Origin of the sequence: Catenulispora rubra (assembly GCF_015356825.1) — a bacterium.
Taxonomy (GTDB): Bacteria; Actinomycetota; Actinomycetes; order Streptomycetales; family Catenulisporaceae; genus Catenulispora; species Catenulispora rubra.
In genome coordinates, this window is the sequence record NZ_JAACYW010000094.1 from 18,057 (window position 1) to 36,595 (window position 18,539).

At 71.0% G+C, this 18,539-nt stretch carries 20 protein-coding genes and 1 pseudogene; 14 read left to right on the forward strand and 7 right to left on the reverse strand.

The genetic code is table 11. The features are described 5' to 3' along the window. Positions 1 to 13 precede the first annotated feature (13 nt). Entirely contained in the window at positions 14 to 1,813 is a 1,800-nt protein-coding gene (locus GWK61_RS24770; protein WP_194911759.1) for an MOSC and FAD-binding oxidoreductase domain-containing protein, read from the reverse strand. Positions 1,814 to 2,003: 190 nt separating this feature from the next. On the opposite strand from GWK61_RS24770, the gene GWK61_RS24775 reads away from it, so the two are divergent. Further along, complete coding sequence (locus GWK61_RS24775) at positions 2,004 to 2,789, forward strand: SDR family oxidoreductase (protein ID WP_194911761.1); 786 nt, start codon at positions 2,004 to 2,006, stop codon at positions 2,787 to 2,789. A 145-nt stretch (positions 2,790 to 2,934) separates the two neighbouring features. Continuing rightward, positions 2,935 to 3,111, forward strand: a pseudogene (locus tag GWK61_RS24780) (M3 family metallopeptidase); the annotation flags it as partial. A gap of 25 nt (positions 3,112 to 3,136) precedes the next feature. On the opposite strand, the gene GWK61_RS24785 reads toward GWK61_RS24780, so the two are convergent. Further along, complete coding sequence (locus tag GWK61_RS24785) at positions 3,137 to 3,868, reverse strand: SDR family NAD(P)-dependent oxidoreductase (RefSeq protein WP_194911764.1); 732 nt, start codon at positions 3,866 to 3,868, stop codon at positions 3,137 to 3,139. Positions 3,869 to 3,962: 94 nt separating this feature from the next. Here GWK61_RS24785 and GWK61_RS24790 point away from each other — a divergent pair, with 94 nt between their 5' ends. Next, positions 3,963 to 4,844 (forward strand): LysR family transcriptional regulator, encoded by an 882-nt coding sequence (locus tag GWK61_RS24790; protein WP_194911766.1) that lies wholly within the window; start codon positions 3,963 to 3,965, stop codon positions 4,842 to 4,844. A 523-nt stretch (positions 4,845 to 5,367) separates the two neighbouring features. On the opposite strand, the gene GWK61_RS24795 is transcribed toward GWK61_RS24790, so the two are convergent. Continuing rightward, positions 5,368 to 5,565, reverse strand: coding sequence for a hypothetical protein (locus GWK61_RS24795; RefSeq protein WP_194911768.1), 198 nt, complete (start codon positions 5,563 to 5,565; stop codon positions 5,368 to 5,370). 107 nt (positions 5,566 to 5,672) lie between these two features. After that, entirely contained in the window at positions 5,673 to 6,062 is a 390-nt protein-coding gene (locus GWK61_RS24800) for a VOC family protein (protein WP_323747741.1), read from the reverse strand. A gap of 247 nt (positions 6,063 to 6,309) precedes the next feature. Here GWK61_RS24800 and imuA' point away from each other — a divergent pair, with 247 nt between their 5' ends. Next, a complete protein-coding gene (imuA', locus tag GWK61_RS24805; protein WP_194911769.1) occupies positions 6,310 to 7,173 on the forward strand; it encodes a DnaE2-dependent mutagenesis accessory factor ImuA' in 864 nt (287 codons plus the stop codon). Here the strand turns inward: imuA' and GWK61_RS24810 are convergent. Next, positions 7,170 to 7,730: a carboxymuconolactone decarboxylase family protein gene (locus GWK61_RS24810; protein ID WP_194911774.1), complete on the reverse strand. Its 561-nt coding sequence runs from the start codon at positions 7,728 to 7,730 to the stop codon at positions 7,170 to 7,172. The two genes, imuA' and GWK61_RS24810, sit on opposite strands and share 4 nt — an antisense overlap. 166 nt (positions 7,731 to 7,896) lie before the next feature. Here GWK61_RS24810 and GWK61_RS24815 point away from each other — a divergent pair, with 166 nt between their 5' ends. From GWK61_RS24815 to GWK61_RS24860, 10 genes are all read left to right on the forward strand, one after another. Continuing rightward, complete coding sequence (locus GWK61_RS24815; protein ID WP_194911775.1) at positions 7,897 to 8,262, forward strand: tautomerase family protein; 366 nt, start codon at positions 7,897 to 7,899, stop codon at positions 8,260 to 8,262. 174 nt (positions 8,263 to 8,436) lie between these two features. Next, positions 8,437 to 9,591 carry an inorganic phosphate transporter gene (locus GWK61_RS24820; RefSeq protein ID WP_194911776.1) on the forward strand — a complete coding sequence of 385 codons (1,155 nt, stop codon included), beginning with the start codon at positions 8,437 to 8,439 and terminating at the stop codon, positions 9,589 to 9,591. Positions 9,592 to 9,614: 23 nt separating this feature from the next. Next, positions 9,615 to 9,881, forward strand: a complete 267-nt coding sequence (locus GWK61_RS24825; protein WP_194911777.1) for a hypothetical protein — start codon at positions 9,615 to 9,617, stop codon at positions 9,879 to 9,881. 479 nt (positions 9,882 to 10,360) lie between these two features. Continuing rightward, the gene (locus GWK61_RS24830) at positions 10,361 to 11,338 is read left to right on the forward strand and encodes an FAD:protein FMN transferase (protein WP_194911783.1); all 978 of its coding nucleotides are present in this window, start codon (positions 10,361 to 10,363) and stop codon (positions 11,336 to 11,338) included. Further along, positions 11,323 to 11,898, forward strand: coding sequence for a ferric reductase-like transmembrane domain-containing protein (locus GWK61_RS24835; RefSeq protein WP_194911785.1), 576 nt, complete (start codon positions 11,323 to 11,325; stop codon positions 11,896 to 11,898). Before GWK61_RS24830 ends, GWK61_RS24835 begins: the two co-directional genes overlap by 16 nt. Beyond that, positions 11,895 to 13,232, forward strand: coding sequence for an NADH-ubiquinone oxidoreductase-F iron-sulfur binding region domain-containing protein (locus GWK61_RS24840; RefSeq protein WP_194911787.1), 1,338 nt, complete (start codon positions 11,895 to 11,897; stop codon positions 13,230 to 13,232). The genes GWK61_RS24835 and GWK61_RS24840 overlap by 4 nt, the downstream gene beginning before the upstream one ends. A gap of 4 nt (positions 13,233 to 13,236) precedes the next feature. Next, positions 13,237 to 13,464 (forward strand): ferredoxin, encoded by a 228-nt coding sequence (locus GWK61_RS24845; RefSeq protein ID WP_194911789.1) that lies wholly within the window; start codon positions 13,237 to 13,239, stop codon positions 13,462 to 13,464. A gap of 49 nt (positions 13,465 to 13,513) precedes the next feature. Continuing rightward, positions 13,514 to 14,365, forward strand: a complete 852-nt coding sequence (locus GWK61_RS24850) for an SAM-dependent methyltransferase (protein ID WP_194911790.1) — start codon at positions 13,514 to 13,516, stop codon at positions 14,363 to 14,365. Between the two features lies 1 nt (position 14,366). Next, positions 14,367 to 15,452 carry an NAD(+)/NADH kinase gene (locus tag GWK61_RS24855; protein WP_194911792.1) on the forward strand — a complete coding sequence of 362 codons (1,086 nt, stop codon included), beginning with the start codon at positions 14,367 to 14,369 and terminating at the stop codon, positions 15,450 to 15,452. A 160-nt stretch (positions 15,453 to 15,612) separates the two neighbouring features. Beyond that, complete coding sequence (locus tag GWK61_RS24860) at positions 15,613 to 15,861, forward strand: DUF6289 family protein (protein ID WP_194911793.1); 249 nt, start codon at positions 15,613 to 15,615, stop codon at positions 15,859 to 15,861. A gap of 31 nt (positions 15,862 to 15,892) precedes the next feature. Here the strand turns inward: GWK61_RS24860 and GWK61_RS24865 are convergent, their stop codons facing one another. Both GWK61_RS24865 and GWK61_RS24870 read right to left on the reverse strand, forming a co-directional pair. Continuing rightward, complete coding sequence (locus tag GWK61_RS24865) at positions 15,893 to 17,107, reverse strand: putative PEP-binding protein (protein ID WP_194911796.1); 1,215 nt, start codon at positions 17,105 to 17,107, stop codon at positions 15,893 to 15,895. A 1-nt stretch (position 17,108) separates the two neighbouring features. Beyond that, the coding region (locus GWK61_RS24870) for an FAD/NAD(P)-binding protein (RefSeq protein WP_194911797.1) at positions 17,109 to 18,539 on the reverse strand (1,431 nt) is incomplete at its 5' end.

Consider the following 18,539-nt stretch of genomic DNA (forward strand, 5'->3'; position numbering starts at 1 on the left):
CTTCGACACCGGCTCACATGTCCAGGACGATGTCGTCGGGGGGCGTCGAGCAGCAGATGAGCGCGCTCCCCTCGGCGGGCGGTTCCAGCGGTTCGGGCGCGTAGGCGACGCGGCCGGTGACGAGCGCGGTCTCGCAGGTGTGGCAGACGCCGGTGCGGCAGGACCAGCGGACCGGGACGTCGCAGGCTTCTGCGAGGTCGAGGAGGGTGCCGTAGGCGGGGTGCCAGGGGACTGTCAGGCCGCTGCGTGCGAAGGACACGGTCGGCCCCGGTGCCGGCCCTGCGTCGGGGACCCGGGCCGGCTGGTGCGGCGCCCGCGTCGGTCCGGTCGCCACGCCGGGGGTGATGGCGGAGGTGGCGCCGAAGATCTCGGTGTGGATCCGTGCGGATGACAGGCCACAGGCTTGCAGGGCCGCGGTCATGTCCTTCATGAAGGCGTCCGGGCCGCAGAGGTAGGCATCAGCATCCTGAGGCGGCTTCAGGTCGCGGATCCGCTCCGGACCGAATCGGCCGGCGAAGGCGTAATCGACGCCAAGGCGATCGGTGGCGAGTGGAGCGCTGTAGGCGACGAACGAACGGCCGGCGGGCAGCTGGCCGAGCAGAGTGTGGACCTCGTCGGCGAACGGGTGGTGCTCGCCGTCACGGGCCGCGTGCAGCCACCAGACGGTACGCGGCGAGCGCCGTGCGGCCAAGGCCTTGAGCATCGCCAGGACCGGGGTGGCTCCGACGCCCGCGGACAGCAGCAGAACCGGCGTGTCAGTGTCCTTCAACAGGAACGTGCCGCGAGGGGCCGCGACGTCGAGGACGTCGCCGACCTTCACCCGCTGGCGCAGGTATGTGCTGGCGGCGCCGTGCGGTTCCTGCTTGACGCTGATGCGGTACGTTTCGGCGCCCGGCTGCCCGGACAGCGAGTAGTTGCGGATGACCGGCGAATCGTGCTGGTCCGGTTGCAGGCGGATCGCTATGTACTGGCCCGGCAGCGCGGCCGGCAAGGGCTTGCGGTCGACCGAGGCCAGGGTGAGCGAAAAGATGCCCACGCTTTCCGGTTCGATGTCGACGATCTGTTGGGGAGCGAACCCTCGCCAGGCTGGTGGTGGGGCGGTCGCTGTCAGACCACTGTTACCGCTCGGGGCTGCGGAGCCGCCGCCCGAACCGTCGCCTGAGTCACCGTCAGCATCGTCGAGCATGGCCTGGAAAGAGCCCTGCCATCCTGGGCTCAGCGCGGGGATACGTAGCGCACGTTCCAGACTGTCCTTGGCGTGGCCGGGCAGGTAGAGCAACGCGTCGATCTCCGCGACGGTCATCGCCTCCGGCCCCGAGGCGAGCTTCACGATCTCGTCCCCGGCCTGCACCCGGCCCTCTGTCAGCACCCGCATATAGAAGCCGGGCCGGTGATGGGACACGAGCAGAGCCGCCATTTGCGGTTCCCCGAGCCGCAGACCGACGCGGTAGCACGTCACGCGCGGCTGGGTGACCTCGAACACCGCCTCGCCGATCCGGTAGCGGTCCCCGACGCAGACCTCGTCGTCGGGCAGCCCCTCCACGGTGAGGTTCTCGCCGAACTGCCCGTGGACGAAGTCGTCGCGCCTGAGGTGCCGCTGCCAGTGCCGGTAGGAGTCCAGTTGGTAGACCAGGACGGCGCGCTGCTCGCCGCCGTGTCCGGCGAGGTCACCCTGTCCGTCGCCGTCCAGGTTGAGGCGCCGCGCGGTGACCGGCCCGGCGACGGACTGCTTCCAGACGCCGGTGTGGACGGTCGTGCCGTGCCAGGCGACGTCCTTGGGCATGCCGACGTTCACCGAGATCAGTGTGGCCATGCGCGGTCCTTGTCCAGGCTCTCGGTGAGGCACAGCAGGTCGACGTGTGCGGCGTCCGGCACGATGTGTCTCCCGCCCTGCTCGTCGGCGCGGTCCGGAATCAGGATATGCCGGGCCTCAGCGCGGGCAACTTGTGGCGCCTGGGCCTAGCGTGGGAGGCAGGGCGAACGCCGATTCGCGAGGAGTTGGCATGACCGGCACCACTGACACCACTGACACCGGGCCCGCGCCAGCACCCGCGCCGGCGCGGCCCGAACCGGCACTGCGCGGCCAGGTCGTCGTCCTGATCGGCGGCAGCTCGGGAATCGGCCTGGAGACTGCGCACCGGGCTCGGGGCGAGGGCGCGGAGGTCGTGCTCACCGGCCGCAATCCCGACCGGCTCAAGCGGGCCGCCGATGCGGTCGGCGCGCGGCAGACCGCGGCCTTCGACGCCACCGACGCCGCGGCGCTGAAGCAGTTCTTCGGGGACCTGCCGGGGCCGATCGACCACGTGATGGTGACGGCCGGCGGTCCGCACTACGGACCGCTGCTCACGATGGACTCGGCGCAGCTGCGCGACTCCCTCAGCGGCCACGTGGAGCTGGGACTCGAGGTCGCGCGCAACGCGCTCGGCAAGATGCGGCCCACCGGCACGCTGATCTTCATGGGCGACGCCGGGTCCCGCCGCGTGGCGCCGGGCATCGGCATCGCCTCCGCGGTGAGCGCCGTGATGCCGCCCTTCGTCGCGGCACTGGCGCTGGAGATCGCCCCGGCCCGCGTGAACGCCATCGCCCCGGGCTTCGTCGACACCCCGCTGTCGGCGTCAGTCCTCGCAGACCGCCTCGACGCGCGCCGCGCGGAACTCAGCGCGCAGCTTCCGATCGGGCGCGTCGTGACGCCTGGCGATGTCGCGGCGCTTGCGGTCCATCTCATGGCCAACACCGCGCTGACGGGGGTCACGTACGACATCGACGGTGGGCAACAGCTCGTCTCTTGAGGTCCGGGCGCAGGGAGGCGCGCGCCGCCTGGGGGTTGCTCGCGGAGGTCTCGCCGGACAAGGGGCTGCGGGAGGCGGCTCAGGAGTGGGGTGAGCGGCTCGACAAGCACGCGGTGGGCATCGGGCTCGATGCTGGTCGAAGGTCCTCGGGGACGACATGTACACCCGCTTCCAGCAGGCCGGTCCCCTCGACCCGACGACCGGCGCACACTACCGCCCCGTCCTGGAACCCGGCGGCACTGTCGATGGGGAAACGATGGTCCGTGACTTCCTCGGCCGCGCGCCGTCGATGGATGCCTTCTTGCGTGACATCGGCCTGTGAGGCAGTCCCTCGGGCCCGCCGTGCCTTACCAGGGCACGACGCCGGCGTCGTCGAAGAACTGGCCGGTCGGGCCGTCGTCGGGCAGGGTCGCGAGTTTGATGGCGATCGCTGCGCCTTGTTCGGGGGTGCGGACGCCGCGGAAGCCGTTGAGGTCGGTTGCGACGTAGCCGGGGCAGCCGACGTTGATCAGGATGTTGGTGCCGGTCAGTTCGCGGGCGTATTGGAGGGTGACGGCGTTCAGGAACGTCTTCGACGGCGCGTACGCCACGGCCACCGGACCTGCCGTCTGCTCTCGGGCTGGTCCTGACTGCCGGGCGAGGGAGCCGACGCTGCTGGACATGTTCACGATCCGCGGCGAGGCGGAGCGGCGCAGCAGCGGCATCATCGCGTTGGTGACGCGGATGACGCCGATGACGTTGGTCTCCATGACCGTCCGGATGGTGGCGGGGTCGACGCGGGTGGGCTCCTGCGGCGTGCCGCCGGTGATGGCGGCGTTGTTGACGAGCACGTCGAGGTGCCCGGCCTGGTCCTCGATCAGCCGTGCGGCGGCGGTCGCGCTCGCGTCGTCGGTCACGTCCAGCGGTACGCCGAAGGCGTCGACGCCGGCCGCGCACAGTCGCTCCACCGCAGTCTTGCGGCGCTGATCGTCGCGGGCACCGACGCCGACGCTCCAGCCGAGGGCGCCCAGGCCCGCGGCGATCTCGTAGCCGATCCCCTTGTTCGCGCCGGTGACCAGCGCGATCGTTCGTTCGCTCATGGGGACCATGCTGCCCTCGGGCGCCGGGGCGGGTCCAAGACCGATCGGGTGGCAACGATACCGTCAGGGTATGGATTCGGAGTACCGTAGCCGGATGGAGACCCGGGAACTGCGCTACTTCGTCGCTGTCGCTGAAGAGCTGCACTTCGGGCGCGCCGCGCAGCGGCTCGGGATCGCGCAGCCGCCTCTGTCGCGGGCGATCCAGCAACTCGAACGGCGGCTCGGGGCGGCGCTGCTGGACCGGACCAGCCGCTCGGTCGCGCTGACCGAGGCCGGCTCGGTCCTGTTGGCCGAGGGCCGGGCGGCGCTCGACGCGGTCGACGCCGCCGAGCGACGGACCCGCCGCGCCGCGCTGTCCACGACCGACCGTCACGGCCTGGTCCTGGTCACCAAAGCCAGCGCGTCCAGTGCCCTGCTGGCGAAGCTGCTCGACGCGTACGCCGCCGAGCCCGGCGCGGTCTCCGTCGACGTCATCCTGTGTGGTCCGGCCGAACAGGCACGGCTCCTGCACGAGGGCCGGGCCGACGTCGCGCTGTTGCACCGGCCGTTCGACTCGACGGCCAGGCTCCACACCGAAGTGCTCAGCACGGAGGGCCAGGTGGTGGTGCTGCCGGCCGGACATCCGCTCACCGCTCGGGCCCAGGTGCGGATGGCCGACATCACCGACCTGCCGGGCCTGCCGCTGCCCCGCTGGCCCAACCCCGACGGCAGCTACCCGCCCGGCCCCGGCCCGCAGGTCCGCGACCACGCGCAGTTGTTGCAGCTCGTCGCGCTCGGCCGGGCTTGCGCGGTCTCGCCGGAGTCGTGCCGAAGCCAGCTGCACGGTGACCTGGCGGCGGTGCCCGTGGTGGACGCGCCGAAGGTCACCACTGTGATCGCCTGGCCACCGCACAGCCGGTCCAGAGCCGTCGCCGACCTTGTGCGGACTGCGACACAGGTATCGGGTCATTACGACACCGTTGGGCCGACTGGGTGATCACCCGCTCGGTCCTGTCGCGGTCCCGTTGCCGGTCTTGGTTGTGATCGTTGGAGCCCGAGTGGCGGCCATGACGGACAGGCCCGCCTGCGCTCGGCGGCTGCTTCATCGGCGCGCAGCTCACCCCCGAGGACGGCGACACCGAGCCGATCAACGCCGAAGACGTGGTACCCAAGGCCATCACCGCGTACCTGAACTCGTTCCTGGCGGCGATGGAGTACTACCTCACCCACGAGGGCCAGTGGTGAGGCTTCGCGCGGCCGCTCCGGTGGGGCGTTGAGGCGGTTTCGATGTCGAACGAGGCCCCTGGCATCGTGGCTTGCCAGGGGTTTCGAACCAGTCTGACGTGCACCCCGACAGGTGGCTTGCGAAAGTGTGCCAAGCGCTGGGTCTAGGTATCTCAGATTCAGCGCAGTTGGATGACGCGGTCGGGCGCCACTCTCGCCGTTCGACCGCGCGCGCCAGGAGCTTTTCAAACCAGTCTGCTGCGGCTTGCGCCAGTTGCTGCGGGTCGCCTGTGGCTTCAAGGATCTCGGCGTGACCGGTCGTCGGAGAAGAGCACGAAGGACTGGTTGTGGACCTCGCTGGCGCGGATACTCGTGTCGTCGAAGAACACTCCGACGGTGATCAGGGTCATTTTGCCGACCTGAGTGCTGACGTCCAGGATCGCGCCCCAGGTCTCGCGCCCGCCTCCGGGCTGGAACCATTCGGACTGGAGCATGCGCGCACCCTAACGTGGGTGGACTTGCTTGTTCACCTGGGTTTCCGGGCCTGTCGAGGCGAAGTGCCAGCCATGGGGTCACGTCACGGCGGCTTGTGACCGACGGTTTACGCCACGCCGCTGGACGCCGCCTTCATCGGCGAGCCGAAGCGGATGATGTTGCCGTCTGGATCGACGACGGCACCCTCGCGTTGGCCCCAGTCGGTGTCCTGTGGTGTGTGCAGGACCTCTACGCCCGTCGAGTGCCACGCTGCCGCCAACGCGTCCGCGTCGTCGACGAACAGGTACGCCGAACTGGGCCGACGGTCGTGGTCGGGCATGACATGCAGGTGAATCTCCACGCCGTCGCGGCTGGCAAAGCCGTAGCCGTAGCCGGCTGTGTACGCGCGGACGGCGAAGCCGAGTCGCTGGTAGTGCCCCAGCGCGACGCCGAGGTCACGGACGGAGAAAATCGGCGCGATACGGTGCGCGGTGGCCATGACGACAGTCTTGCGCACGGCACCGACGGAGACGGCGAACGGATTACTCCAAGGGCCGACCATCGGGTCACGTCACGCCGTCACCCGATCCGGTGAACCCGCCGCCGCATCGTTGCGCTCGCATATTTGTTCGAATAGCCTCCCTCGGTGACCTCCGAACCCCCTCGACCGATCGCTGACTACGTCGCCCACGAGGCCACGCTCGCGTGCAACGACTTACGCCACCACGACGCCCTCGCGTCGTCGGCCGGCTGACCACCGGGTCATGGGCGCACCGCTGCCGGAGGAGGATCGCGACGATGTCATTGCCCGGCTGCGGCGGCAGCTGGTCGACAACGGCACCGCGCCCGAGGCACGCGGGCGGGGGGCGGCCGGCGGCGGCGACATCCCGCTGCATCCGTTGCTGCGACCGCTCGTGCCTGGCGGGCTTCTTGCGCGCGGCACCATCGTCACCGCGCCGGCGCGCGTCGGTGGCGCGGCGGCAGCGGTGGCGGCTGACGAGGGCACGGCGGCTGGCGACGGTGCCGTCAGCTACGTCACGCTCGCGCTGGTCGCCGGGGCCACGGCGGGTGGCGCGTGGGCCGGGGTGGTCGGGTTCCCGAACTTCGGCATCGCCGCCGCGTCCGGGCTCGGCGCCGACCTGTCGAAGATGCTGCTGCTCGACGATCCCGGCGAGCGGTGGCTCGACGCGGCCGCGGTCCTCGCCGGGGCCGTGGACCTGGTGCTGCTGCACACGCCGCGGCGGCCGAACGCCGCTCAGCTGCGGCGCATGAGCCACCGCGTCCGGCCCGACGACAGGCAGCGCGGCTGCGTCCTGGTCGTCACCGGCCCGTGGGAGACGGCGCACCTCACGCTGACCACCCACAACCCACGCTGGGAAGGACTCGGCGACGGCACAGGCAACCTCACCCGACGCCGCGTCACGATCAGCGCCACCGGACGCGCCACTCGCGGATATCAGCGCGACGTGGACCTGTGGCTGCCGAGTGCGGACGGCACCATCGGCGAGCTCAGAGAAGAGCGAGAGCGAGAGCAAGCGCAAGGGCAGGCGCGAGAAGAAGTGCAGGCACGGGAACAAGAGCAAGAACAGCCGCCGGGCAGCGAAAAGCCACGCCTGCGCATCGCCTAACGCGAATACGCCCGCGCCGCCTCGACCAGCGGCAGATACCCCTGAACCACCAAGACCTCGGCGCCGGCGGCATAACCCGCCGGATCCTCGGGAGCGACGGTCGCCAGACCATCGACGTACCGGTTGTACATGCAGAACGCCGCCGCGATGAGCACCGTGTCGTGGATCTCCCGATCGGACGCCCCAGCCGCACGCGACCGCTCGACCAGCTCGGACGTGACCTGCCGCCCACCGCGCTGAACCGCGGCCGCGATGTCCAGCAGCGCCTTCAGCTTGTCGCTGATCGCCGAGGCCCCCGGATCGGCGCGGATGACGTCCAGATCAAGCCCGTCGGGCAGCTGGGCCGCAGTGAAGGCGGCGTGGCTGGAGGAGCAGAACCGGCACTCGTTGAGCGTGGAGACGTGAGTGGCGATCAGCTCCCGCTCCCACCGCTCCAGCGTGCTCGGACCGCGCAACAGCACCTCGGCCAGCTCGCTCAGCGGCGCGGCGGTCTCGGGGCAGAAGAAGAACAGGGAGCGGATCCCGGGCTGGTCGTTGCCCAGCTCGATGTGCGGCATGGCGTTCGGACCTCCGAAGGGTGACGGCAAAGGTGCCCACCTGGCTGGCGTCTGGCGTGGCGTCTGTGGGGAACGTAGGGCCGCCGACCCGCCGATGGTTCTTCCAACGTGCTGAATGGAAGCTATGTATGATGGCCTACATAGCACTCTCCGGAGAGGACAGATCATGCCCTTCGTCGACATCTCACTGGTCCAGGGCAAGTCCCCCGAGTACCGCCGCGCGGTTTCCCGGGCCGTATACGAAGCGCTGGTCGCCGAACTCGCCATGAAGCCGGACGACGACTTCCCGCTCGTCCACGAACTCGCCCCGGACGCGATGGTGCGCTTCCACGCGACGCTCGTGCGCCTGCTGGGCGCCGACCCGGGCATCAGCCCGGCGGACGTCTTCGTGATGATGACGCTCACGCCGCCGGAGAACTTCTCCTTCGCCGACGGCGTCATCGGGACCGACGTGGTCGCGGTCGGCCATTTCGCGCCGCTGGAGTACCCCGATGAGTTCGCGGAGGCGATCATCGCTTCGCTAAGGGTGTGACCATCTTCAGGGCTGGTCACGGCCGGTCAAACGTGGCGCGTCGCGATCGCCGGGCTTGGACGCCTCCCCAACGGAAGGTGTGGTCCGAGTGAAATCAGGTGAATAGATCCCGCCTCCCGCATCTATGCCCTCCGGGAACGTTTCCGCAGGCCATATGCGGTTACCCAACCGACTGTGACTGGCAACAGCGTCCTGCTCGCGCTCGTGGTGGCTACAGCGCTGGGCTTCGACTTCACCAACGGCTTCCATGACACCGGCAACGCGATGGCCACCTCCATCGCCACCGGGGCGCTGCCGCCCCGGGTCGCGGTGGCGGTGTCCAGCGTCCTGAACCTGGTCGGGGCGTTCTTGTCCTTCAGCGTCGCGGCGACCATCGCCAGCGGGCTGGTCCAGACCCACCTGGTAACGCTCACCATGGTGTTCGCCGGGTTGACCGGCGGCATCCTGTGGAACCTCACCACCTGGTACCTGGGGCTGCCGTCCAGTTCCTCGCACGCCCTGATCGGCGGGGTCGTCGGGGCGGCCATCGCCTCGGCCGGCGGGCACGCGGTGCAGTGGCACGGCATCACCTCGAAGGTGATCCTGCCCGCCATCCTCTCGCCGGTGATCGCCGGGATGATCGCCGCCGTCGGCACCTTCCTGGTCTACCGGATCACCCGCGGGGTGCCGGACGGGCTGCGCGGCCGGGGCTTCCGGATCGGGCAGATCGGCTCGGCGTCCATGGTCTCGCTGGCGCACGGCACCAACGACGCGCAGAAGACGATGGGCGTCATCACCCTGGCGCTCATCGCCAACGGCTCCATCGGCGCGCACGCCAAGGCCCCGACCTGGGTCATCGTCTCCTGCGCGCTGGCGATCAGCCTGGGCACCTACGTCGGCGGCTGGCGCGTGATCCGGACGCTGGGCAAGGGGCTGGTGGAGATCGAGTCGCCGCAGGGGATGGCGGCCGAGTCGTCCTCCGCCGCGGTGATCCTGCTCTCCAGCAGCTTCGGCTACTCGCTGTCCACGACGCACGTCGCGACCGGCTCGATCCTGGGCTCCGGCGTCGGCAAGAAGGGCGCCGAGGTCCGCTGGTCGGTCGCCGGCCGGATGGCGTTCGCCTGGGTGCTGACGCTGCCGGCCGCGGGCCTGGTCGGCGCACTGGCCTACGCCACGGCGCACGGCATCGGCGGGACCGCCGGCACCTCCACGATCTTCGTGGTGCTGGCCGCCTGCGCGACCGGGTTCTACCTCGCCTCGCGCCGCACCGCGGTGACGGCGTCGAACGTCAACAGCCAGTGGTCCGGCTCGGTGGCACCGGCCGCCGTCCCGGCCGGCGCGGCCGCGTGATCGGCTGAAGGGAAGCGGCGAACGTGAACTCCTGGATCAATCTGAACGCGCTGTGGAAGATCGTCGTGATCGGCCTGCTGGCCGGTGCCGGACTGCCCGCGCTGTTCGCGGTCGGGCTGCGGGCGCTGGCGCCGCGCGGCGGGGCGGCGGGTTCTGCTGGCACGGCTGGCACGGCCGGCACAGCTGAGGCACAACCGGACCTGCTCGGAAAGGTGGCCGCCGGGATCTGCTTCCTCGCGGTACTGGCCGCCATGGGATGGGGTGTCTACAGCATCGTCCACAACAGCTGACCACCACGAGCTGTATCCGCCCGGCCGGTCAGGAGTCACGGACTCCTGACCGGCCGGGCACTTTCCTGTGAGTTGCTTCTCAAAGTCGATATTGATGCCCGGCTCATCACTCTCTCACCATGCCGGGTCACGGTAGGTGCTGATCCATCCAGCCGCTGTGGAGGTATCGACATGGAACGTGAAGCCCGTCGCAGGCTCGTCCGAATATCCGCCGTGACCTGGGGCGTGACCGCTGCCAGCGTGGCCGGCGGAGTCGCGATCGCCGCGACCGTGCCCCGGGCACACTCGGGGTCGAGCACACCGAGCACAAGTACGTCGTCGAGCTCGGGGCTACAGCCGGCGACGTCGGCCCCGACCACCTCGTCTGCACCGACTACATCATCTTCATCTTCATCTTCATCATCCTCGTCGTCGACTACCCCGACCACGACCACCACCACTACGACCTCGTCCGGTCACACCGCGACGTCCGGTGCATCATGAACGCGGCGGCAGACTGGCGCGCCCTGGGCTGTGCGGTCCGGCTGGCGGTCACCGAACCGGCGGCCCTGACCGACGCGCGCCAAGCGCTGGCCGAGTGGCTGGCCCAGGTGGACTCGGCCTGCAGCCGGTTCCGCGACGGCTCCGAGCTCGTGGCGCTGGACCGCTCGGACGGACGCGAGACGCCGGTCAGCGACGTGCTCGCGGACGCCGTCGCCGCCGCCCTGCGCGGCGCGGAACTCACCGGCGGGGACGTCGATCCGACGGTCGGTTCCGCGCTGGCCGGGCTCGGCTACGACCGTGACTTCGACCTCGTCGAGCACGACGGCAGCCCGGTGCGGCTGGTGGTCCGGCCGGTGCCTGGCTGGCGGCGGATCGCGTTCGACGCGCAGCGCCGGACGCTCGCCGTCCCCACGGGCATCCGGCTGGACCTGGGCGCCACGGCGAAGGCCTGGGCCGCCGATCGCGCCGCCGCCGAGCTGGCCGCGAGGTTCGGCTGCGGCGTGCTGGTCGGCCTCGGCGGCGACATCGCCGTCGCGGGACCGGCGCCGGGAGAGGGCTGGACGATCCGCGTCCAGGACCGGACCGACGACCCGGATCCGGACGCCGCGCACACCAGCGTCCTGATCCGCGACGGCGGCCTGGCCACCTCCGGCACCGCCGCGCGCCGCTGGACCCGCGGTGGCAGGACCCTGCATCACATCGTCAACCCGCACACCGGCCTGTCGGCGCGCACGCCGTGGCGCACGGTGAGCGTGGCCGCCGCCGGCTGCCTGGACGCCAACATCGCCGCCACGGCCGCCGTGATCCGCGGCACCCGGGCCCCGGCCTGGCTCGCGGAGTGCGGCCTGGACGCGCGGCTGCTCGCCGAGGACGGGACGGTCTGCACGGTCGGCCGGTGGCCCGCCGCGCCCCGGAGCACGGGCTTCTCCTACGCCCTGGACCCGAAGGGGGTGTCGTCGTGGACTCTGCGGTGATCTGGTACGCCGGACAGGCGACCGGGATCGTGTCGCTGGCGCTGTTCAGCGCGGTGATGGTGCTGGGGATCAGCGTGCGGCGGCAGGTGCGGATCCCCGGGATGCCGCGGCTGGCCGCGGTCGCGCTGCACCGCAGCATCTCGTTGCTGGCGGTGGTGTTCCTGGCCGTGCACATTCTCACGGCCGTCGTCGATTCCTACGTCAATATCAGCCCTCTGGCAGCGGTGGTGCCGTTCACCTCCGCGTACGATCCGCTGTGGGTGGGGTTGGGCGCGGTGGCGCTGGATCTGATCCTGGCGGTGACGGTCACCAGCCTGCTGCGGGCGCGGCTGGGGCGGCGGACGTGGCGTGCGGTGCACTGGCTGGCTTACGCCTGCTGGCCGGTGGCGGTGGTGCACGGCGTGACGATGGGCAGCGGGACCGGGCATCCGATGAGCGGCTGGCCGTTGTGGCTGACGATCGCCGGCATCGCCGCGGTGCTGATCGCGCTCGTGCCGAGGGTGACTACGGGACGACGTGCCCCGATCCCGGCCGACATCCTCGCGGGGGTCCGCCGATGAACACGGTCATGGCGCCGGTGCGCGTCCGCTCGCTCGCCACGACCACGGCGAGGCGGCTGCTTCCCTTGGAGCCGTTGGGTTACGAGGCGCACCGCGCGATCTACGGCGACCTGTCGTACCTCGACGGCCAGCAGATCATCGTGGCCGTCGAACTGTCCGGTCTGAGTGGGCAAGGCGGTGCGGCGTTCCCGGCGCACCGCAAGATGACGGCGGTCCGCGAGGCGGCTCGGCGGGCCGGACGTCGGGCGGTTGTGGTCGCCAACGGTTCGGAAGGCGAGCCGGCCAGCGCGAAGGACAAGGCTCTGCTGTGGCACGCGCCGCACCTGGTACTGGAGGGCGTGGCGCTGGCGGCGGCCGCTGTCGGTGCCGACCGGGCGTTCCTGGCCGTCGAGTCCGGTCACGGCCTGGGCCGGTATCTGACCGGGATGAGCCGACAGCGGCCGGCCTCGGCGGTGCCGGTCACGATCGTCGAGGTGCCGCAGCGTTTTCTGTCCGGGCAGGAGTCGGCGCTGGTGTCGTTCCTCGACGGCGGTCCGGCGCTGCCCCGGTACCAGGCCCGGCCGGTGTTCGAGCGGGGCGTCGGCGGCGGTCCGACGCTGGTGCAGAACGTTGAGACGCTGGCGCATCTGGCGCTGATCGCCCGGCACGGTCCCGGGTGGTACCGGTCTGGTGCGGCCACGTCGCTGTTCACGGTACGGCAGGCGGACAGTGCGCCGACCGTGGTGGAGGCCATGCCGGGCACGTCGCTGGGCGTCCTGGCCGGGGCCGGGGCCGCGACCGGGCAGGCGTTGCTGGTCGGTGGGTACCACGGGACCTGGCTGCCGCTGACGACCGGGGCCACAGCGACGTTGTCAGGCGTCGAGCACAGCGTCACCTCCGCCAACGCCATCACCCCCGACACCGGCATCAGCGCCGCCACCCTCGGCGTCCCGCTGGGAGCCGGCCTGCTGGCCGTCCTGCCGCACGACCGCTGCGGCCTGATCGAGACCGCGTCCGTCCTGCGCTACCTGGCGCTGGAATCGGCCGGGCAGTGCGGGCCCTGCCTGAACGGCCTGCCCCGCATGGCGGCCGCGTTCAACGAACTCGCACACCCCACACCGCGCAGCGACCTCCGGCGGCTCTGCGACGACCTGTCCCGCTGGGCCGGACTCGTCACCGGCCGCGGCGCGTGCCGTCACCCGGACGGCTCAGCCCGCCTGGCGCGCAGCGCGCTGATCGCCTTCGCCGCGGAGATCGACGACCACGCCCGGGGCCGATGCCGGGCACCCGGCCGTCCGCCGATGCTCCCCACCGGCCCTGCCGCCCCTGCCGCCCCGATCGAACAAGGAGTGTGACCCCATGTCCGAAGCCACCGGCACGGCCACGGCCCGGCCCCGGCACCCGAGCGTCGACTGGACCGCCTGCCAAGGACACGGCGGCTGCGCCGACCTCCTGCCGGAGCTCATCACCCTGGACGAATGGGGATACCCGCTCATCCGGGGCGGCCCGATACCTGCGGACGCCCAGCGGCGCGCTCGGAAAGCCGTCTCCGAATGCCCCACATTGGCTCTGCGTCTCAAGGACTGATCCGCGCATCAGCAGGGCGGCATTCCGGATGAGACGCCACAATCGGAGCATGGACTCCATCGACGCGGCCGAGTTGGCCTTGAGCCTTCCCGAAGTCGACCCCAGCCGGCCGAGCATCGCGCGGATCTACGACTTCTGGCTGGGCGGTTCCCAGAACTTCGAAGCCGACCGCGAGGCCGGCCGCCGCGCCGCCGAGGCTTTGCCGTCGCTGCCGGCGTGGGCGAAGGCGAACCGCGTGTTCCTCCGGCACGTCGTCGGCGAGCTGGTCACCGCCCACGGCGTCCGCCAGTTCCTCGACCTCGGCTCCGGCGTCCCCACGGTCGGCAACGTCCACGAGATCGCGCAGGCCGTCGACCCCGAGGCGACGGTCGTCTACATCGACATGGACCCGGTCGCCATCGCCCACGCGCGGACCCTGCTCGCCGGCAACGCCACCGCGCACGCGGCGCTGGCGGACCTGCGCGAACCGCAGGTCGTGCTGGACCACCCGGTGGTGCGCGAGAACATCGACTGGAACAAGCCGGTCGCGGTTCTGATGTTCGCGGTGCTGCACTTCATCCCCGATGACGAGCAGGCCGCACAGATCGTGCGCGCGTTCACGGAGCCGTGCGCGCCGGGCAGCTACCTTGCCCTCTCGCACGGCGGCTACGACCACAACGCGTTGGAGGCGCAGCAGCAGGCGGCCCAGAACTACGTCCAGCGCACCGGTGTGCCGTTCACGGCGCGGACCGCCGACCAGATCGCGCCGTGGCTCAAGGGCCTGGAGATCCAGCCGCCGGGATTGGCCAACGTCGACGTCTGGTTGCCAAGCTTGAGGGAGGGCGGCAATCCGGTGCCGCCGAGCCTCGGCGTGCTCGCTCGGAAGCCGATCAGCGGGGGCGACGAGAAGCTGGGAGTCTGAGGTGACCGTGAAGCGAGTCGGCCTGGTCGTGCACGGCGGGCGGGCCGAGGCTCCGGCTGCGTGCGAACTGGTGCGCACATGGTGCGCCGAGCGCGGCGTCACCTGTACCGACATCGATGTGTGGCACAACCGGCGGCGCAACGCGCTGGACGAGGTCGAGGCCGCCGGCAACCCGGACCTGATCGTCACGCTCGGCGGGGACGGCACGTTCCTGCGCGGCGCACGTCTGGCCGCCGCGAACGACGCGATGCTGCTGGGAATCGATCTGGGGCGCGTGGGCTTCCTGACGGAGGTGCCGATCTCGGAGATCACCACGGCGCTCGACGCCGTGTGGGAGCACCAGATCACGATCGACAGCCGCATGCTGCTGACGCTGCGCGTCTCGCGACGCCTGGAGCTGCCGGAGGACATGGAGCGCTGGGCGTCCGTCTACGGCCGCGGCTCACTGCTGCCCGCGCCGCCGGTCCGCGACGACGGAGAGGCCTGCGACGAGTGGGGCATCCCGCTGAACGTCTCCGGCGTCAACGACATCGTGCTGGAGAAGCTGTCCCGGGACCACCAGATCTCGGTCGGCGTGTACATCGGCGGCAACCTGCTCGCCGCCTACTCCGCCGACGCGCTGGTGGTGGCCACGCCCACCGGCTCGACCGCGTACAGCTTCGCCGCCGGCGGCCCGATCGTCTCCCCGCGGGCCGAGGCGATCGTCTTCACGCCTGTAGCGCCGCACATGGCGTTCGACCGGTCCGTGGTCGTCGGCCCCGACGAGCCGGTCGGGCTGCGGCTGCTGGAGCGGTCCGGCAACGCCGCGGTGACCATCGACGGCCAGCTGCGCGGGCTGCTGGAGCCGGACGACTGGATCGGGGTGTACGCGGCACAGCGCCGGCTCCGGGCCGTGCGCCTGGGACCGACGAACTTCTACGGCCGACTGCGGGAGCGCATGAACCTCACCGACGCACCGGCGGCCGTGGCGGACGGGTTCGCCGGGCCCATCTGGTCCTTCACCACGCCGCCGCCGGCCGACATGTCGCACCTGACGCTGGCGATGGAGGAAGTGGACGAAGTCGATGAGGACGACGTCAACGTCTGAAGCGCTACCGGGGACGGCGGGCCGTGCGGTATAACCGACCTGACAAATCAGAACTCTGATGATCAGCGATCACTGACCACCCGTCGGCGATCGGCGATCAGTCAGAGCCCTGGGACTCATGCCGCACCATCCGCCGTGTCGCCACCACCCGGGAGGTCCCATGTTCCGTCGCACCCTGACCGCGGTCGCCGCCGTCGCCCTCACCGTCGCCGCCGTCTCCGTGATCCCCGCCACCACCGCGCAGGCCCGCCCGGCGTGCAGTGCCGGGGTGTCGTGGTGCCTGTGGTCCGTCTACCAGGACGCCGCGCACACGGTTCTCGTCGGCGAGCGCGGCTACGACTGCAGCGGCACGTGGTTCACGACCGGCACTCAGTCCGGGTACGTGAAGTTCCAGATCCTGCCTTGCTGAACGGCGCTGTCAGCCGGCGGCCTTACTGGCATCAGACCACTGCGAACAGCTGTTGCAGCTCGGCCGTGCACATCATGTAGCCGTCCGGGGTCGGCAGCTGCCGCAGGTAGTGCGCCAGGTCCGCGCGCAGCGCGAACACCCGCACCGGCGTGCCTGCCGCGCGGGCCGCGTCCACGACGCCGCGCACTCCGGCGAGGACCGCCGGGTGCCGGGTTTGGTAGGACTCTGCGACGAGGTGGTTGTTGCGGTCGGCGGCCAGGTAGAACTGCACCAGGTCCTTCGTGCCGACGAACAGTTCGCTGGCGCCCGCCGCGCAGATCGCCGGTGTCGCGTGCACTGCCGCCGGGGTCTCGATGAACGCGGCCACCGGCACTCCGGCCGGGAGCTGGAGGTGGTCGCGGAGCTGGGTGTATTCGTGTTCGTCGGTGAGGAACGGGACGGACAGGTGCACCCGGTCCGCTGCGGCACCGAGGCGTTCCCTTAGCGAGCCGAGCGCGGCGTGCAGGGCGTCCCGGTAGGCGCTGGAGCCGAGGAGCCAGCGCGCGCCGTGCAGGCCCATCTCCGGGTTGGGCTCGGTCGCCACCGGGGCGGTGGTCACGTGCGCGGCGTGGTCGGAGCGGAGGTCGAGCAGGCGCAGCACGATCCGCTGGTCGGGCAGCAGCGCGTCGGCGAAGGCGCACAGCCGGTCGGCCAGGGCGTGTCCGTAGGCCTCGGCCTGCGCCGGTCCGCCCTGCAGCGCGTCGAGCGGACGCAGGCCGGCGGCCAGGCACAGGAACTCCTCGCGGATGAAGAAAGACTCCACACGCTTGGCGTCCGGGCCGCAGGCGTTGACTGCCTCAATGTCCTGCAGGTCCGCGATGACGGCGCACAGCGAGCCGAGCTCGTCCAGCACCGCGCCCTCGCCGCGCGCCGGGGGCAGCTCGGCGCCCGGCCGGTTTCCGAGCAGGATCGACTCGCTCTCCAGGTGCAGCGTGACCTCGCCGTCGAGCCGGGACAGATCCGCGTGGTCGATCCTGAGCACGGGGATGCCCCGGCCGCGGCAGATGGACTGCATGTGGCCGGTGCGGCCGCCCGAGCTGCACACCACCGCGCGGGCGGAGACGATGGCGTCGTAGAGGTCTGCCTCCAGCCTCGGGGCGACGAGGATGGATCCCTCGATCGGTCTGCCGGTGCGATTGCAGAAGCCTTGCACGACGCTCTGCTTGCCGCCGGACAGAAGCGATCCCTTGATGCGTCGCCCGCTCAAATCAGCCCTCCGGATGTTCGATGCCTGCCAGACCGAGGCGCCGGCGCAGCTGCCGGGGCGTCACGGAGATGTCGGTGAGGCGTTCGACGGCGGCGCGGTTCACGGCCGCGCGGACCATGCGCTCCCGGCGGGAGGCGTCCGCCGCGGCGGCGTGTGGGCCGCCTAGGGCGCGGATGCGGGCGTCCAGGCGTGCGGCGAGCAGTTCCCGCTCGGCGCGCGCTCGTGTCGCCAATCTCCTCACCTCCAGTACTACAGCCTCGTCGAATCCGGTCCGGGTTGCTTGTCCGATATTGCCGAATTCCTCCTCGTGCACTGATTCGTCCACCGATTCGTCCGTCGCCGCGGGCTGGCCGTCGGCGAGTTCGCCGAGCTCCAGCAGCTCCAGCGCGTGCGCGGCAACGGTGATCGACTGGTTCTTGATGGTGGCGAGGTTGAAGGCGAACGCGCCGGTCCGGCCGTTGCGCACGATCTCGTCGCCCTCGCGCGGCACGCCGGCGGCGAAGACGGGGCCGATCGGCTGGTTGTCGCGTCCGAGGAGCCTGCCGGTAGCGTCGACTTCAACGCCGCGGCCCGTGCGCTGATGCGGTACCGCGAGTCCCTTCGCCTGCAGATTGCGCCACAGCGGCTGGGCCACGCGACCGTAGTCCGGTTCCCGGGCGAAGTTGGAGACGACCAGGTCGGCTTCGATCACTTGAGGGTCCTGAGATTCCTGCCGCGGCGCGATGCTGACAGCCAACCGCCCGGACTCCCCCGGCGCGATCGTCTCGACCCTGCCGACGACCAGCCGCAACCGTCCGTCCGACGGCAGCAGCGCATGTTCGATGACTGACATCGTGTACTCCACGGCACACACGCGCAGCGCGGAGATCGCCGTGCCGAACTCGTCGAGCAGGCTGCGCAGTTCGACAGAGGGAATCTGCTCGATCACCTCGGGGCAGTACGGTTCCCACGCCTTGGCCACCCGCTCCGTGACCACCGCCGGGTCGATGTGCGGATGATCCCGGGCGACCGCCGCACACGCCGCGTCCCACTCCGTCCGCAGGCGGGCCAGGAACTCCTCCCGGTCGCGGTACGGCTTCAGCAGCTCGCGCGGGCAGGGCAGCCGGACGACGTCGTGCTCGTGGTCTTCGGGGTAGGTCCGGAAGATGGTCCCGCTCCCGGAGATCAGATGGATGGCTCCGGTGTGACCCTGACGCAGCAGCAGAGCGGCCGAGTCATACGCGCTCAGCACGGACCCGACGATCGCCACCGTCGCCTCCGGCGGGAGGCCCGCGAGCGTGCGGATACCGGCCGCGGAGTACGGATCGCGTACGAAGGACGCGTGGCCGAGCACGCCGGCGGCGAAGGCCGGCTCCCGCAGCTCCAGCCCGGTCGCCAGGATGACCTCGTCGAACCACAGAACCTCGTCATCCCCCGACGCGGCCCCCCGCAC

Excerpts from the sequence above, each read along its gene's own strand:
- GWK61_RS24770 (WP_194911759.1), bottom strand. The coding sequence starts at position 1,813 with ATGGCCACACTGATCTCGGTGAACGTCGGCATGCCCAAGGACGTCGCC.
- GWK61_RS24775 (WP_194911761.1), top strand. The coding sequence starts at position 2,004 with ATGACCGGCACCACTGACACCACTGACACCGGGCCCGCGCCAGCACCC.
- GWK61_RS24785 (WP_194911764.1), bottom strand. The coding sequence starts at position 3,868 with ATGAGCGAACGAACGATCGCGCTGGTCACCGGCGCGAACAAGGGGATC.
- GWK61_RS24790 (WP_194911766.1), top strand. The coding sequence starts at position 3,963 with ATGGAGACCCGGGAACTGCGCTACTTCGTCGCTGTCGCTGAAGAGCTG.
- GWK61_RS24795 (WP_194911768.1), bottom strand. The coding sequence starts at position 5,565 with ATGCTCCAGTCCGAATGGTTCCAGCCCGGAGGCGGGCGCGAGACCTGG.
- imuA' (WP_194911769.1), top strand. The coding sequence starts at position 6,310 with ATGGGCGCACCGCTGCCGGAGGAGGATCGCGACGATGTCATTGCCCGG.
- GWK61_RS24810 (WP_194911774.1), bottom strand. The coding sequence starts at position 7,730 with ATGCCGCACATCGAGCTGGGCAACGACCAGCCCGGGATCCGCTCCCTG.
- GWK61_RS24815 (WP_194911775.1), top strand. The coding sequence starts at position 7,897 with ATGCCCTTCGTCGACATCTCACTGGTCCAGGGCAAGTCCCCCGAGTAC.
- GWK61_RS24830 (WP_194911783.1), top strand. The coding sequence starts at position 10,361 with ATGAACGCGGCGGCAGACTGGCGCGCCCTGGGCTGTGCGGTCCGGCTG.
- GWK61_RS24840 (WP_194911787.1), top strand. The coding sequence starts at position 11,895 with ATGAACACGGTCATGGCGCCGGTGCGCGTCCGCTCGCTCGCCACGACC.
- GWK61_RS24845 (WP_194911789.1), top strand. The coding sequence starts at position 13,237 with ATGTCCGAAGCCACCGGCACGGCCACGGCCCGGCCCCGGCACCCGAGC.
- GWK61_RS24850 (WP_194911790.1), top strand. The coding sequence starts at position 13,514 with ATGGACTCCATCGACGCGGCCGAGTTGGCCTTGAGCCTTCCCGAAGTC.
- GWK61_RS24860 (WP_194911793.1), top strand. The coding sequence starts at position 15,613 with ATGTTCCGTCGCACCCTGACCGCGGTCGCCGCCGTCGCCCTCACCGTC.